The organism is Paraburkholderia sp. CHISQ3 (assembly GCF_030464945.1).
Taxonomy (GTDB): Bacteria; Pseudomonadota; Gammaproteobacteria; order Burkholderiales; family Burkholderiaceae; genus Paraburkholderia; species Paraburkholderia megapolitana.
The window spans coordinates 284348-298552 of record NZ_JALPRG010000006.1; the positions used below are offsets into that span (position 1 = coordinate 284348).

General features: G+C 60.0%; 10 protein-coding genes. 7 read left to right on the forward strand and 3 right to left on the reverse strand.

Translation table 11 applies throughout. From position 1 onward, the window contains the following. The first annotated feature begins 13 nt into the window (after positions 1–13). The 3 genes from M0D65_RS16260 to M0D65_RS16270 all read left to right on the forward strand — a co-directional run bounded on the left by M0D65_RS16260 (position 14) and on the right by M0D65_RS16270 (position 5736). Positions 14–2104, forward strand: coding sequence for a pyridoxamine 5'-phosphate oxidase family protein (locus M0D65_RS16260; protein ID WP_266253600.1), 2091 nt, complete (start codon positions 14–16; stop codon positions 2102–2104). Between the two features lie 271 nt (positions 2105–2375). After that, positions 2376–4067, forward strand: coding sequence for a carboxylesterase/lipase family protein (locus tag M0D65_RS16265; protein ID WP_266253601.1), 1692 nt, complete (start codon positions 2376–2378; stop codon positions 4065–4067). 337 nt (positions 4068–4404) lie between these two features. Next, positions 4405–5736 carry an RICIN domain-containing protein gene (locus tag M0D65_RS16270; protein WP_266253602.1) on the forward strand — a complete coding sequence of 444 codons (1332 nt, stop codon included), beginning with the start codon at positions 4405–4407 and terminating at the stop codon, positions 5734–5736. A 49-nt stretch (positions 5737–5785) separates the two neighbouring features. Here the strand turns inward: M0D65_RS16270 and M0D65_RS16275 are convergent, their stop codons facing one another. Both M0D65_RS16275 and M0D65_RS16280 read right to left on the reverse strand, forming a co-directional pair. Next, entirely contained in the window at positions 5786–7030 is a 1245-nt protein-coding gene (locus M0D65_RS16275; RefSeq protein WP_266253603.1) for a trans-acting enoyl reductase family protein, read from the reverse strand. 168 nt (positions 7031–7198) lie between these two features. Then, entirely contained in the window at positions 7199–8464 is a 1266-nt protein-coding gene (locus tag M0D65_RS16280; RefSeq protein ID WP_266253604.1) for a CdaR family transcriptional regulator, read from the reverse strand. A 121-nt stretch (positions 8465–8585) separates the two neighbouring features. Between M0D65_RS16280 and M0D65_RS16285 the strand changes: the two genes are divergently transcribed. Together M0D65_RS16285 and M0D65_RS16290 are read left to right on the forward strand one after the other, a co-directional pair. Next, the gene (locus M0D65_RS16285) at positions 8586–10115 is read left to right on the forward strand and encodes an NAD(P)/FAD-dependent oxidoreductase (protein WP_266253605.1); all 1530 of its coding nucleotides are present in this window, start codon (positions 8586–8588) and stop codon (positions 10113–10115) included. Between the two features lie 26 nt (positions 10116–10141). Next, positions 10142–11005 carry a metal-dependent hydrolase gene (locus M0D65_RS16290; RefSeq protein ID WP_266253606.1) on the forward strand — a complete coding sequence of 288 codons (864 nt, stop codon included), beginning with the start codon at positions 10142–10144 and terminating at the stop codon, positions 11003–11005. 12 nt (positions 11006–11017) lie between these two features. On the opposite strand, the gene M0D65_RS16295 is transcribed toward M0D65_RS16290, so the two are convergent. Beyond that, a complete protein-coding gene (locus M0D65_RS16295; RefSeq protein ID WP_266253607.1) occupies positions 11018–11977 on the reverse strand; it encodes an AraC family transcriptional regulator in 960 nt (319 codons plus the stop codon). Between the two features lie 169 nt (positions 11978–12146). Between M0D65_RS16295 and M0D65_RS16300 the strand changes: the two genes are divergently transcribed. Beyond that, a complete protein-coding gene (locus M0D65_RS16300) occupies positions 12147–13559 on the forward strand; it encodes a mercuric reductase (protein ID WP_266253608.1) in 1413 nt (470 codons plus the stop codon). Positions 13560–13770: 211 nt separating this feature from the next. Then, positions 13771–14118 (forward strand): VOC family protein, encoded by a 348-nt coding sequence (locus tag M0D65_RS16305; protein ID WP_266253609.1) that lies wholly within the window; start codon positions 13771–13773, stop codon positions 14116–14118. Positions 14119–14205 lie beyond the last annotated feature (87 nt).

Here is a 14205-nt window from a genome sequence, read left to right on the forward strand (position 1 = left end):
ATGAGGAATCGCCATGTCTGAAACATCTTCCATCAAGCCGAGCGGTAGCAGCACCGACGCCGGGCCTTTTCACGCCGCTGAAATCGCCGTACAGCAGCGCGCCGGCGTGACGGATGAAGCAGACAGAAGCGGCAGGCGGGGGATTCGCCGGTATATGCCGGAGCAGCATCGGCAGTTTTTTGCGGAACAGCCGTTCATGGTATTCGGTGGCGTCGACGCCGGCGGACAGCCATGGGCAACGTTGCGCGTCGGTGCACCTGGCTTTGTGTCGTCGCCAGATGCGCGCACGCTGCGGATCGAAGGCGGTGCGCTATCGGGCGATCCGCTTGCGGACAGCTGGCGCGAAGGCGCGTTGATCGGTGGCCTTGGACTGCAACCGCACACGCGCCGACGCAACCGGGTCAACGGCAGGGTGTCGTCGGTGAATGGCGACGTCGTCACGCTCGAAGTCTTGCAGAGCTTCGGCAATTGCGCCAAATACATTCAAGGGCGTGCACCCGAATTCATTTCGCGCGGATCTGCCGGAGCACCGCCTGAAGTCGAACATGCAACCGAGCTGAACGCAACGGACCGTGCGCTGCTCGCGCGTGCCGACACGTTTTTCATCGCCAGCGCAAACCTCGCGAACGAAGCGAACCTTGCGCGCGGGGTCGATGTTTCACATCGAGGCGGTATGCCGGGCTTCGTTCGCATCGACGATGCGAACACGTTGACCACGCCCGATTTCAGCGGCAATCGCTTCTTCAATACGCTTGGCAATCTGACGCACGATCCGCGTGCGGGTTTGTTGTTCGTCGATTTCGAGAGCGGCGATCTGCTATACGTTGCGGCACGCGCCGAAATCATCTGGGAAGGGCCGGAACTGGTGGAGTTTCCGCTGGCCGAACGGTTGGTGCGTTTTCGTATTACCGAGGTGCGCCGGAGCAGGGCCGTGCTGCCGTTTCGCTGGTCCGCAGTGGATTACGCGCCTCAATTTCCCGCGTTGAAACCCGCGCGGGAATTCGATTCGTCGGTCTGGAGGAAACTGCGGATCGCCGCGGTACACGACGAGACACCGTCGATCCGCTCGTTCTATATGGAGTCGATCGACGATACGCCACTGGCGCCGTTCGAACCGGGCCAGTTCCTGCCGATTCGCGTACCGGTAGAGGGCGCGAGCACACCGATCGTTCGCACCTACACGCTTTCAGACGCGAGCGATGCGCGGCGCTACCGCATCAGCGTGAAGCGTCAGGGCGCTGCATCGAGCTGGTTACACGACCATCTTGCTGCCGGCATGCACATCGAAACGATGGCACCACGCGGCGCATTCACCTACGATCGGTCAACCACGCGCGCAGCGGTATTCATCTCCGCGGGCATCGGCATTACGCCAATGCTGGCGATGTTGCAGCAGGCTATCGCAGCCCGTACGACGAACACGCAAACGAAACCACTCTACTTCTTTCACGGCGCGCGCAACGACAGCGAGCGGCCGTTCAGCGCGTATCTGAAAGAACTCGCGGATCGTCATGCGGATGTCTCGATGCATCTATTCGATAGCGAGAGCAACGCGGTGATTGATTCGATGAGCTCATCGGGACGCGTGAGCATCGCTGCGCTCAAACGTCTGCTGCCTTTCGACGATTACGATTTCTATCTGTGCGGTCCCGATGCGTTCATGCGCGACCTGTACGAAGGTTTGCGTGCGCTTAACGTGGCAGACGAGCGCATCCGGTTCGAAGCGTTTGGTCCAGCGAGCGTAAAACGCACGCCTGATGCCGTGGCCAGCACTACGGCGACGCAACCGAACGACGAATCCAGTAATACGGCGAGACAACCAGCGGACGCCGTACCCGTGACGTTCTCACGCACACAACGCACGATGCAATGGTTGCCGAAAAACGGCACGCTGCTGGAATTCGCGGAAGCATGCGGTATCGATGCGCCATCGAGTTGTCGTTCGGGGATATGCGGTACCTGTTCCACTCGCGTGTTACAGGGCAGCGTGGCTTACGACGGCCCAACCGAAGCCGATATCGCATCGGGCCACGCGCTGATTTGCATGAGTAGACCGCTAGCCGACGAGAATGGATCGGCGCAAGCGTTAACACTCGATCTTTGAACACTCGCAAAACCACCGAATAAGCTTCCCCGATCAGGCAAACCACGATGGCCGACTTCGAAAAGAGGTTGGCTAAATCCGCCAATGACACTGCGATAACCACCGTGATAGTTTGCTCGAACTGATTCCCCGACAGAAGCAGAAGCAGAAATCGTGGCGATAAAAACGTCGCATGAATCATGCGGAAGCGATCGGTCGGAATGAGCAGCGATGACGTAATGCATAAGCATAACTATGCATACGAAAACTCAAAAAAATCTGGAGACAACAAATGACGTCAATCCGCCGCGCCGCCGCGGTGCTGTTAGCCATCGCCTCGGTGCTGTCGCCGATCGCCTGTAGCGGCGGCATCAATAGTGTTCCACCTACCCGACGAGACACGAGCTTTGGCGCCGTGGAGGGGGTGAACCGCAGCACGACCACCGGGACTTACGAATGGCTCGGCGTTCCTTATGCGCAGCCGCCGGTTGGCGCATTACGGTGGATGCCCCCGGTCGATCCCGCGCCATGGAGCAGCGTGCGCGCGACGCAACAGTTCGGACACTCATGCGCGCAGGGAGGGCGATATTTCAGCCCCGCTCCTAACGATGCACCGTATGGCCTCGCAGTGCGTGAGGGTTTCGGAAAACCGGTGGGCGACGAAGACTGCCTGACGTTAAACATCTGGACTCCGGCGAATGCGCAGGGAAAGTTGCCGGTCATCTTCTTCATCCACGGCGGCAGCAACATCTCCGGCTACTCTGCCGACCCCGTGTACAACGGGCAGGCGCTCGCCAGGAAGGCCAATGCGGTGGTGGTCACGATCAACTACCGCCTGGGCATCTTCGGCTGGCTTGATCTGCCGCAACTGAAAACGGGCAATACGCTCGCCGATTCCGGCGACTTCGCGTTACTCGACCAGCAACAGGCGTTGAAGTTCGTCAAGAACAACATCGCGGCGTTCGGTGGCGATCCCACCAACGTAACCGTAATGGGGCAATCCGCGGGCGCGGTCAACGTGTGGGCGCTGCTTGTTTCGCCGCTGTCGGCCGGGCTTTTTCAAAAGGCCATACCGCTGAGCGGTGGAATCGTGAATGCTTCGCGGCCGACGGCACAAACGTATTCGAAGGCGCTGCTTAACGCGATCGTGATCGCAGACGGCAAAGCCACCGATGCTGCATCGGCACAAGCCACGCTCGCGACCCAGACGGATGTGCAGGTGGCAACGTACCTGCGTGGTCTCCCGGCTGCCCAGTTGCTGACGGTGATGCTCGCGAACCCTCAGCTCGGCACGACGCCCGCGCCGATCGAGGACGGCAATGTATTGCCGGTGAATTCGATCGGCGCGCTCGCGTTCGGGCAATATCAGAAGGTGCCTGTGCTAGCAGGCAATACGCGAGATGAAGGCACACTGTTTGCCGGTCTGTTCGGTTCGATCACCGGTACGGGCATTTCGGGCTTCAAGCCGAGCGACTACGACCGTTTTGGTCTGCAGTTCAATTTCAACCCGAATGCACCCACTGCGCTTTCTCAGAGCGACTTGATCAACGCCGCCTATCTACCGGTGACGGCATTCCCATTCGGCTGGAATGCACTGACGGTGTTCACGACGAACACAGTGTTCCTCGCGCCCGTGGCACCGCAGCTCACATCGCTCGCCTTGCAACAGCCGGGTAAGGTCTGGTACTACCGCTTCGACTGGGATGAGGAGCCCGCGCCGTTCAACACGGTCTACGGAGCGACGCATGCGATGGATCTGCCATTTATCTTCAGCAACTTCGGCCCGAACGTGTTCTCTTTCGCGTACAGCAATGCGAACCAACCTGGCCGTGAGGCTCTATCGGATGCAATGATCGCAAGTGTTGCGGCCTTCGCGAGGACGGGCAATCCGAACACTCCGGCGCTTGGTGTCACGTGGGCGAACTTTCCGGCCAAGGTGGTGATGGACGCGTCGCCGACACAACTACGCATCACCGCGCAATGACAGAGGCGTTCGGTTGATCTGGAGCGACGGCTGGTAGAGCATCGAAAAAACTCGCAAATCATGTGTCATGCATCCCTGTGCCAGATCGAGCGGGGTAAAGTGACAACCAGTCTCTTCGCGCCCAAGGCCATTCACGTTGTCTATCGACGCTGACGAAGGCGTGCGGATGGTTATGCCGCATGCGTATGGCATCGAGAGAATGGCCACAAAAAGTAGTAATCCGAATTGCAGCAACGACCCGCGTGGTCGTCGCTGCAATTCGGGCGCGTGATGGGACGAGCAAGCGAAAGAAAAATGAAAAGATGCCGTGTTCGCGACTTCAAACAGGAGACGTTCCGTGGCCGACTTGAATAACACCCCATCCAGCAAGCGCTTCAGTGCAATGCGTGCGCTTTACACCGTTTCATCGACCCTTGCATTACTGATTGCCACCAGCGCGCCACTTCATGCGCAAACATGGACCATTCAGTGGAGCGACGAATTCAACGGCGCAGCCGGCGCCGCACCTGACTCCACCAAATGGACCTATGACACGGGCGGTGGCGGTTGGGGCAATGGCGAGCTGGAAACATATTGTTCGCCTTACTCGAGAACCGCACCATGCGATCCGAATAGTTCCAACATCTACCAGGACGGCAGCGGCAATCTGATCATCAAGGCGATTAACAACGGTGGCACCTGGACCTCGGGCCGCATGAATACCTCTGGAAAAGAAGCATTCCAGTACGGACGCATCGAGGCGCGTATGAAACTTCAGGTGGCGGACGGTTTCTGGCCGGCGTTCTGGATGCTCGGCAACAATATCGGCTCGGTTGGCTGGCCTGCATCGGGCGAGCAGGACATCATGGAGTGGGTACAAAGCTACGGTCCGAACAAAACGTCTTCGACGGTTCATGGGCCGGGCTATTCGGGAGCCAACGGCATCGGTAGCCAGTTCACGTTCCCAAATGGTGGGCGCGTGGACGACGCCAGCTATCACACGTACGGTGTGATCTGGACACAAAACATGATGCAGTTCTATCGCGACAACCCAGAGCAGCCGTACTTCACGATCACGCCGTCGAATATTCCTGCTGGCACGCAATGGGTTTTCAATCAGCCTTTCTATCTGCTGCTGAACTTTGCGATCGGCGGTGGTGGGTTTCCGGGCACGACGGATGGCAGTACGCCGAGTACCGGCACGATACTGGTCGACTATGTGCGGGTGTACCAGCCAGGCAGCACGATCGACAGCAGCGCCTGGTACACGGTCAGCAACCAGAATAGCGGTGCCTGTGTCGATGCGGCGAGTTGGGGTACTGCCAACGGCACCATCGCTCAGCAATGGAGTTGCGGCGGGAGTCAATACAACCAGGAATGGCAACTCACGCCTACCGATAGCGGTTACTACACGATAACGAACCGCAATGCGGCACTGGTGTGGGATGTCACAGGCGGCCCTTCGGCTACGGCGAGTGGCGCGCTGATCCAGCTATGGGGTTCCGGTGGCGGCACGAATCAGCAATGGATGCCGGTGTCGAACGGCAACGGGACCTACAAGTTCGTTGCGCGCAACAGTGGTCTTTGCCTCGATGTGCCATCGGCTTCCACGGCCAATGGCGTGCAGTTGCAGCAGTACACCTGCAACGGTACCGCGGCGCAGTCTTTCATCCTGACGCAACAGCCTTAGACCGATGAAGGAGGGGGGCCGGCTAGCGCTGAGCGGCCGGCACCTAAGCTCACGCCAGCTCGAAACGCAACCCGGCGTGTTGAACCAGCCGCTCGATGAAGCGCTCGTCGAACATCGTGGCAGGTGTCCAGAAACCGCCGGGTCGCCCGACCTTGACATCGTCCGTGGCGTAATCGAGTGCGAGACCGATGGCTGCCTGACCAAGCATCTTGCCGGTGGAGCCATAACCGGGATCGCGGTCGCCGGTCACTTTCACGCGTAACGTCCGTCCATCGTCGGTGCGGCCGAAGAAACGTAAATCGTAGCGGCCGGCCAGTTGCGCTTCGGGGCTAGGGCCTTCACCGGGCTTCGGCAACAGGAAGCGTTCCATCGCGATGCGTATCGGCTTGACGACCGCGCCCAGCATGAACGCACCGAGGCCGGCCACCACCGCGAGAGCGGACAAGCGGCCTTTGATGCCGGTGCCTGTCATGATGGCTTCGTCATACGTGAACTGGCTACCGTACGCCTTATCCGCAAGTGCATTCGAGCGATGAACGACACGCTCGTTGATGGCCGCCATGACGAACGGTGCAATCCATGCGTTGTAGTCGGCATCGAATTCCGCGGATTTCACGTAGTGTTGGCGCGCCGTGAAGCCGTGATCTTTAGGGCACAGCGAATAGGGATTAAGCAGTTCCTTGCGCAAAGCGGGGTTGGCCACGGCTTCCTGAACGACGTTGAGCATGCTCGCCACCGTGCCCCCCGACGCGCCTCCCTTCAACGTCTTGATGCGCATCTTCACGTGAGTAGCCGGTACGCCCCACTGTTGTTTTGCCTGTTGCTGCAGGAAGTACACGCCCATATCCGACGGCACCGAGTCGAAGCCGCAGCAATGGACGATACGTGCTCCCGATTGCCGCGCTGCGGGCTCATACCTGTCGACCATCTTCCTGATCCATGGCGTTTCGCCGGTGAGATCGCAGTAGTCCGTGCCGCTTTGCGCACAGACCTTGACCAGCGGTTCACCGTACAACGCGTAAGGGCCGACGGTGGACACCACGACCCGCGTTCGTGCGCACATCGCTTGCAACTGGGCTTCGTCGGCTGCGTCGGCGACGATGATCGGCAGGGACTGGCCCGCCGCGCCCAGCGAATCCCGCACGCTCTTGAGCTTGCTTTCGGAGCGGCCCGCAATCGCCCAGCGCAAGGTCTCCGTTCCGCTCGACAGGTATTCGGACAGGTACCGGGTCAAAATCTGGCCAACGAAACTCGTGGCGCCAAACACGACGAGGTCATAGTCACGGGCGGTCATGGAGGGGTCCTTGAGTGCGAGTTTGTTAGGGGTATCGGTGGCACCTGGGGTCTGCCAACTAGCAGACGTCAGCCAGCACTTTAAGATTAAAGACGACCTTAAGGTCAAGCGCCCGGGTAGAGGGGCAAGTCAGTTCTTTCTGCCAGCGCCCATATGACAACCGCATCGTCACTCCGCGCCATCCGCCTCCGGCCGCGTCCACGCCAGCACTTCGAGTGCCGCGCCCACATCGAGCCGTTGATCGGCAAGCGGACGAGGCAGCAACGCCTCCGCACGCTCAAGCCGTCGCAGCAATGTGTTGCGATGCGTATGCAGGGCGTCCGCCGTTGCCGTCACATTGCAACCGTGTTGCAGAAATGCGCGCAACGATCGTTGCAACGTCGGCGATGCGTTGGCCAGTTCCCCCAGCGTCTGGCTGATGAAATAGCGTGCGCCCTTGGTGTCCTGCGTCATCAAGGCCACGAGACGGATCTGCTCGATGCCGACCACGGCAGCCGGCGCGTTCAATCTGCCGAGCACTCGCTGCACCGTGAGCGCTTCGAGATGTGAGCGACGAAATCCATCGATGCCGCGCCCCGACGATCCCATCGCAATGCGCACTTCCGGCAATGTGCGCAGTGTCGCCTCGAGGTACGGCCTGTCCACGCGCGTTGCCCCGGAGCACCACACCCACAGCGTTGCCGGACCGGCCAGGATGATGAGCGGTTGCGGCGCGGACAGACTGGTTGCCAGTGCCTTTGCCGCTTCTTCCAGTCGATGCAATTCCGGCGCCGCGGCCTCGCTCCAGATCAGGGCGCCGTAGTGCGCCTGCTCCAATGGATAGCCCAACCGGTTGCTGGCTGTCGACGCACTGACCTGGCCGTTTTCGAGGATCAGGGTCACCAGTTCGCGTCGTTCGACGTGGCTGTCGCGCTGCCGCGCCTCGCGTTCTTCCTGGATCACGGCACTCATCGCCAGCATGTTGGCGTCGATGAATGCGCTAATCGAACGTGCGGAGACATCGAGCAGTTCTTCGAGTAACGATGGGTCGCGGGTCAACTGGAAGGCGATCTGCATCCAGAGCCGCCACGCAACGGTTTGTACCGCTCTGGCGGAACTCATCATGAGTGCGGCCATGCCGCGCCGGGCCAGCTCGCGCGCATTGTGCTCCATGTCGGGCGTGATGTAGGGCGGCACGGGCTGGCCCGGATGCAGGATGTTCGCCGACGCCCAGTGCACGACGCCGGCGCGATAGATACGCCGCGCGGAAGCGAACATGACCGGATCTTCCGCCACCGATTGCCCCGCGAATTCCGGGCTTCGCGCCGCATCCAGTTCTTTCATCGATTCCGGCGGCAACGCCAGCGCGATTTCGGCGCCGCGGCGCAAAAGCTCGCAAACCTGTGGCGAGGGAGCCGGCCACGTCGTGTCGGAGAACACAGGGAAGGTGGGCATTTTGGGTTGTTTAGCACCATACGGGCTCAATGTCGGTGCATTTTAACCCTAGGATGGGACCGAGGTAGTCAATAACATGTCCCCAGTTGCAATTGGGTTGCAGCCCTGTCGAGGAGACTTCATGACCGTCCATTCCATCCTGCCCACCGATCACGTCGAGGTGCTGATCGTCGGCGCCGGCATTTCCGGCATCGGCATGGCTCGCTATCTGAGCGACGCGCACCCCGGCAAGCGCTATCAGATTCTGGAAACGCGCAGCGAGCTGGGTGGCACCTGGAGTCTGTTTCGCTACCCCGGCATTCGCTCGGATTCGGATCTGTACACCTTTGGCTACGCGTTCAAACCATGGACCAATGAAAAGTCCATCGCGGATGCCGCATCGATCCTCGAGTACCTGCGCGAAGCGGCACGCGAAGGCGACGTCGAGCGACACATTCGCTACGGCCAACGGGTGATCTCCGCGAACTGGCGAAGTGCCGAGGCGCAGTGGGAAGTGATCGTGGAAGCCGTAGCCACCGGTGCGCGCAGAACGATGACCTGCCGATGGTTCTTCTGTGCCGGCGGCTACTACCGGTATGAAGAAGGTTTTACGCCCAGGTTCGAAGGTCTGGAGCGTTTCAAGGGGCAGGTAATCCATCCGCAGCACTGGCCCGAAGATCTCGACTACTCGGGCAAGAACGTGGTGGTGATCGGTAGCGGTGCCACAGCGATGACACTCATTCCCGCGATTGCACCGAAGGCCGCGCACGTCACGATGCTGCAACGCACGCCGACGTACGTACTCAGTTTGCCGTCGCGCGATACTCTGGGGAACGCACTGCACCGGATCCTGCCCAGCGAGCTTGCGCACGCCTTGATCCGTCGCAAGAACATCAGTCTGTCGCGTGCTATCTGGCGCTTTTGCAAACGTTATCCGCAGGCTGCCCGCAAACTGATCCGCTACGCGAACCGGAAGAGCCTGCCCGAAGGCTATCCGGTCGACGAGCATTTCAATCCGCCCTATAACCCCTGGGACCAGCGCGTATGCGCGGTGCCTGACGGCGACATGTTCAGGGCGCTGAGGAAAGGCAAGGCATCGGTCGTCACCGACCACATCGATACGTTTACCGAAACGGGCATACGTCTGAAGTCCGGACGCGAACTGAATGCCGATATCGTCGTCACGGCAACTGGTCTGAATGTTCAGCTCTTCGGCGGTATTTCGCTGGCAAAAGACGGAGAGCCGATCGATCTCAGCAAGGCCGTCGCCTACAAGGGCTTGATGCTTTCCGGTATTCCGAACTTCGCGTTTGCGATCGGTTATACGAATGCCTCGTGGACGCTCAAGGTTGGACTGGTGTGCGAGCACTTCTGCCGCCTGCTCACGTATATGGATAAGAACGGCTATGCGAGCTGCCAACCCGTAGCGCCCGAGGGCTTGCCAACCCGCCCGTTGCTGGACTTCGGCGCCGGCTATGTGCAGCGGGCTCTGGACCGGTTGCCGCGTCAGGGGCCCGGTGCGCCGTGGGTTATGTCGATGGATTACTTCCAGGACGTGAAGCTTCTTCGCAAAGGAGCGGTTGCCGACAAGGCGCTTGCCTTCGCGCCCGCGCCTCTGTCTGCGTCGCAGGGCGCGTCACCGGTTCGTCGCGTTGCAGGAGGCGCGAAATGAGTACTACAGCAATGAATACCATAGCAATGAACACTCCCCCGATCGTTCCTCGTTCGGACCTGGACTTCGGTCTGGACGAGACTATCCCGCGCTTCTGGTTCGACAACAATCCGTTCAGGACGCGCCTGCTAGATGGATTGCAACTGGCCTTCCCGGACGGCGAGCGCTACTTCATTTCGAGCGTTCGCTACTTCCGCGAGCGGGTCAAAGACCCGGTGCTCGCGCAGGAGATCAAGGATTTCACGCGTCAGGAAGGCCAGCACGGCATGGCTCACACGACGTTCAACAACGTCCTGAAGAAGCAGGGGATGCCGGTCGACGAAATGCTCGCGGTCCAGAAGACCATTCTGGACGGCTATACCCGTCGTTGGTCTCCGGACTTCAACGTGGCGCTGACAGCGGCCTTCGAGCATATGACGTCGCTGATGGCAGAGGCATTCTTCGGCCGCAAGATGATCATGGAAGGTGCCGATCCGCGTATGCAGGCGTTGCTTGCATGGCACGCCATCGAAGAAATGGAGCACAAATCGGTGGTATTCAACGTGATGAAATCGGTCACGAGTATCGGCTATTTCCGTCGCTGCGCGGCGATGATCATCGCTGTGCGGAAATCAAACCGGCTGCTTTTCAAGAACTCCGATCGCATGCTTAAGGCCGATGGTTTTAGCTGGCCTGCGCGCAAGTGGATGATGCTGAAAAATCTGAACTGGATGTACGGTCCAAAAGGCGTGTTTTCCAGCTACAACACGAAAATTGCCGCGTACTTCCGGCCTGGATTTCATCCCACCGATATCCCGGTCATGCAGAGCTATCCGATCTGGCTCGCGGAATATCAGCGTAGTGAAAGTCCGCACAAGGCGTGTCAGGCGCTTCTGGCGCAAGCGGTTTGATACGCGGCGGTATCACGTCTGGAGATTCCCACCCGAAGCGCGCCAACGCGCCGGCGATACCCCGACATGCCGCTTGAACACACGTTGAAACGCGGCAACCGATTGATAACCCACCGACTCGCCGACCTCCGCAACAGGCGTGTCCGCATGCAACAGCATGCGGCCTGCAATGGTCATGCGAACTTCGGTGAGGACATCGGCGGCAGAGCGACCGATGGCTTCCTGAAACTGCCGGATGAATGTCGCCCGCGACATATGGCAGAGCGTCGACAACTGATCGAGCGTCCAGGGTTCAGCCGGTGTTTCGAACATCGCCGTAATGGCCGGTTGCAAGCGAGGTTTCCGCGAGAGCGCAAGCAGACCATGGGGCGGCTGGGCACCTTCCGTAGCGAAACGCAACGTGAGTGCGAACAGCGCCGCCGACAGATGATTGACGAACATCTCGCTGCCCGCGCCTGGATCGTTGGCTTCTTCATGCATCAACTCAATCAGACGTCTCAACCGGGTGCGGGCCATGGACCGTGCCGGGTCGTCGATGTCCGTGCCTCGCTCAGGCAATGCGCTATGCACGACCAGACGGCCCGGCAGGTGATCGCGCAACAGCCTGTCCGGAACCGCGCCAAGCAGGAAGCGCCCGCAGAGAAAATCCGCTCTCTCGCCGGCTCCGTCGTTTTCAATCACGGTCAACGATGCTTTCGGACTGCTGGATTCCGGCCCCGCTGTTGCGCCGCTACCGTCATGAATCAGATGCGCGTTGCCGGCCGGAAACAGGATGATGTCGCCGGCCGTTAGCTGTTCCGATGGACCGTTCATGTCTTCGAGAACGGCGTGCCCCGACAACAGAACGTGGTACGGGATTTCGCGCACACCCGAGACAGCCTGATCGATTTTCCACGGCGCACCGAAGAGACAGCGCAGCTCGAGTCGCCCCGTGACGGGTATCAATGAAAGCAGTCGGCTTAGCAGGTCCATGCGATCGGATGACGAGGTTTATCGGCGGCGCACACCGGTACGGCAAGAACCGGGATTTTAACGCGCAATGATACGTTTGAGCATATAAATGACAATTTATAGCATCGAAAATATCGCCAAGGGAATCTACAGTGGAGGCTCTTAAACCGACCCTTGAAGGAGTTCCATCATGAGCCACACCCCCGAAGTTGAACATTTCGACACCGTGATTCTTGGCAGCGGCCAGGGCGGCAAACTGCTCGCATGGCATCTCGGTCGCTTGGGGCAGCGCGTGGCTGTCGTAGAGCGTCAGTGGGTGGGCGGCTCATGCCCGGCCGTCGCGTGTCTGCCGAGCAAGAACGAGATCTGGAGCGCACGCGTAGCGCATGTGACGCGACATGCCGCCGACTTCGGCGCCGTGGTGACCGGCCCGGTCACCGTCGATATGGCGAAGGTCCGCGAGCGCAAGCGCGACATGGTCGAGCGCGAAGTCACCGCGCACCTGAACGCGTACGCGGCAAGTGGCGCGGAATTGATCATGGGTAGCGGCAAGTTTGTCGGACCGAAGACGATCGAAATCGAACTGAACGGTGGCGGCAAGCGCACGGTGAGCGGCGACCAGGTCGTGATCAATGTCGGCACGCACGCGGCGATTCCCGATTTCCCGGGGCTGCGCGCAGCCGAGCCGCTCACGCATATCGGATCTTTGGAACTGGACTACGTGCCGGCGCATCTGGTCGTGCTGGGTGGCGGATACATCGGCATCGAGATGGCGCAGACCTATCGCCGCTTCGGTAGCCGCGTGACGATAATCGAGCGCAACGAGCGACTGATGATGCGTGAGGACGATGATGTTTCCGCAGAGATGCTAGGCATTCTGCGTGGCGAAGATATCGACGTGATCCTGAATGCCGAAACGTTGAAGGTGGAAGGGCGTTCGGGAGCGGGTGTGCGTGTTGCGTTGCGCACCGATTCCGGCGAACGGGTGATCGAAGGCAGTGATCTGCTCGTTGCGGTGGGGCGTGTTCCGAATACGACTGGGATCGGGCTGGAAGAGGCCGGTATCAAGCTGAATGAGCGCGGCTATATTCGCGTGAACGAACGGCTGCAAGCGTCCACAGCCGGTGTCTGGGCGATCGGCGAAGCGGCGGGCAGTCCGCAGTTCACGCACGTATCGGTCGATGACTTCAGGATCGTGCGCGACAACATGGTGGGCGGAAATCGCAGTACCACCGACCGGTTGATTCCATACACGATGTTCACCGAGCCGCCGCTGGCGCACGTGGGCTTAAGCGAACGCGAAGCGCAGCAGAAGGGCATCGCGGTCCGTGTCGCAAAGTTGCCCATGAAGAACGTGCTACGAACGCTTGCAACCGATGAGTCACAGGGCTTCATGAAGGTACTCGTCGGTGCAGATGATGACCGTATTCTGGGCTTCACGATGATAGGCGCAGAAGCGGGCGAGGTATTGGCCGCGATGCAGACGGCGATATTGTCTGGCCTGCCTTATCAAAAGCTGCGCGATGCGGTGATTTCGCATCTGACTTATGCCGAAGGGCTTGGGCCGTTGCTCGGGAATGTGCCGGCTCGGGCTGCGGCATAGGGCTCTTCGTTATCTTCAGCTTGCGCGAGTGTGTCCCGGTGCCGACGTCGATGTGACTGGCGAACGTGCACCGGGAATCGTACGTGGGTGACGAGATTCAGATGCAGTATTTGTGGGAGTATTGACGTCGGTTACGTCGATGATCCGATAAGCATCGTCAGGGCCGGATGCCTGCCTGCCTGACCGAAAACTTACCAGGGAACTTCCCACGATGAAAATTCACTCCTTGCTGGTGCCTGTGGACGACATGGGGTCAGCCGTCGAGTTTCTAACCGGCAACCTGGGTTGTGTGGTGAAGATACGCGACGGCGATCGCTATTGCGCGCTCGATGCGGGTGGTCAGATGCTGGCGCTGGTGTCGGGAGAGGAACGGATAGTCGATTCGATTTCTCTGGTGGTTCGCGTCGACGATATCAACGCAGCGGTCGCTTCCATCATCGAAGGCGGGGGCCAGTTGCTTAGCCCGCCGCATGAAGGACCTCATGAGGTGCGTGCGGTGGTGACGGGTGCCGGTGGTGTGCCGATGGTGTTGTCGGCGAAACGGCCAGTGGCTGGCTGATTGCCGTTGGCCGTCATATGGCGGTTCTACACGAGTGTGTCGGTGCAGATCTCAGTGCGCGCATGCTCGCTCGTGTGTGCGGCTAGC

Excerpts from the sequence above, each read along its gene's own strand:
- M0D65_RS16260 (WP_266253600.1), top strand. The coding sequence starts at position 14 with ATGTCTGAAACATCTTCCATCAAGCCGAGCGGTAGCAGCACCGACGCC.
- M0D65_RS16265 (WP_266253601.1), top strand. The coding sequence starts at position 2,376 with ATGACGTCAATCCGCCGCGCCGCCGCGGTGCTGTTAGCCATCGCCTCG.
- M0D65_RS16275 (WP_266253603.1), bottom strand. The coding sequence starts at position 7,030 with ATGACCGCCCGTGACTATGACCTCGTCGTGTTTGGCGCCACGAGTTTC.
- M0D65_RS16280 (WP_266253604.1), bottom strand. The coding sequence starts at position 8,464 with ATGCCCACCTTCCCTGTGTTCTCCGACACGACGTGGCCGGCTCCCTCG.
- M0D65_RS16285 (WP_266253605.1), top strand. The coding sequence starts at position 8,586 with ATGACCGTCCATTCCATCCTGCCCACCGATCACGTCGAGGTGCTGATC.
- M0D65_RS16290 (WP_266253606.1), top strand. The coding sequence starts at position 10,142 with ATGAACACTCCCCCGATCGTTCCTCGTTCGGACCTGGACTTCGGTCTG.
- M0D65_RS16295 (WP_266253607.1), bottom strand. The coding sequence starts at position 11,977 with ATGGACCTGCTAAGCCGACTGCTTTCATTGATACCCGTCACGGGGCGA.
- M0D65_RS16300 (WP_266253608.1), top strand. The coding sequence starts at position 12,147 with ATGAGCCACACCCCCGAAGTTGAACATTTCGACACCGTGATTCTTGGC.
- M0D65_RS16305 (WP_266253609.1), top strand. The coding sequence starts at position 13,771 with ATGAAAATTCACTCCTTGCTGGTGCCTGTGGACGACATGGGGTCAGCC.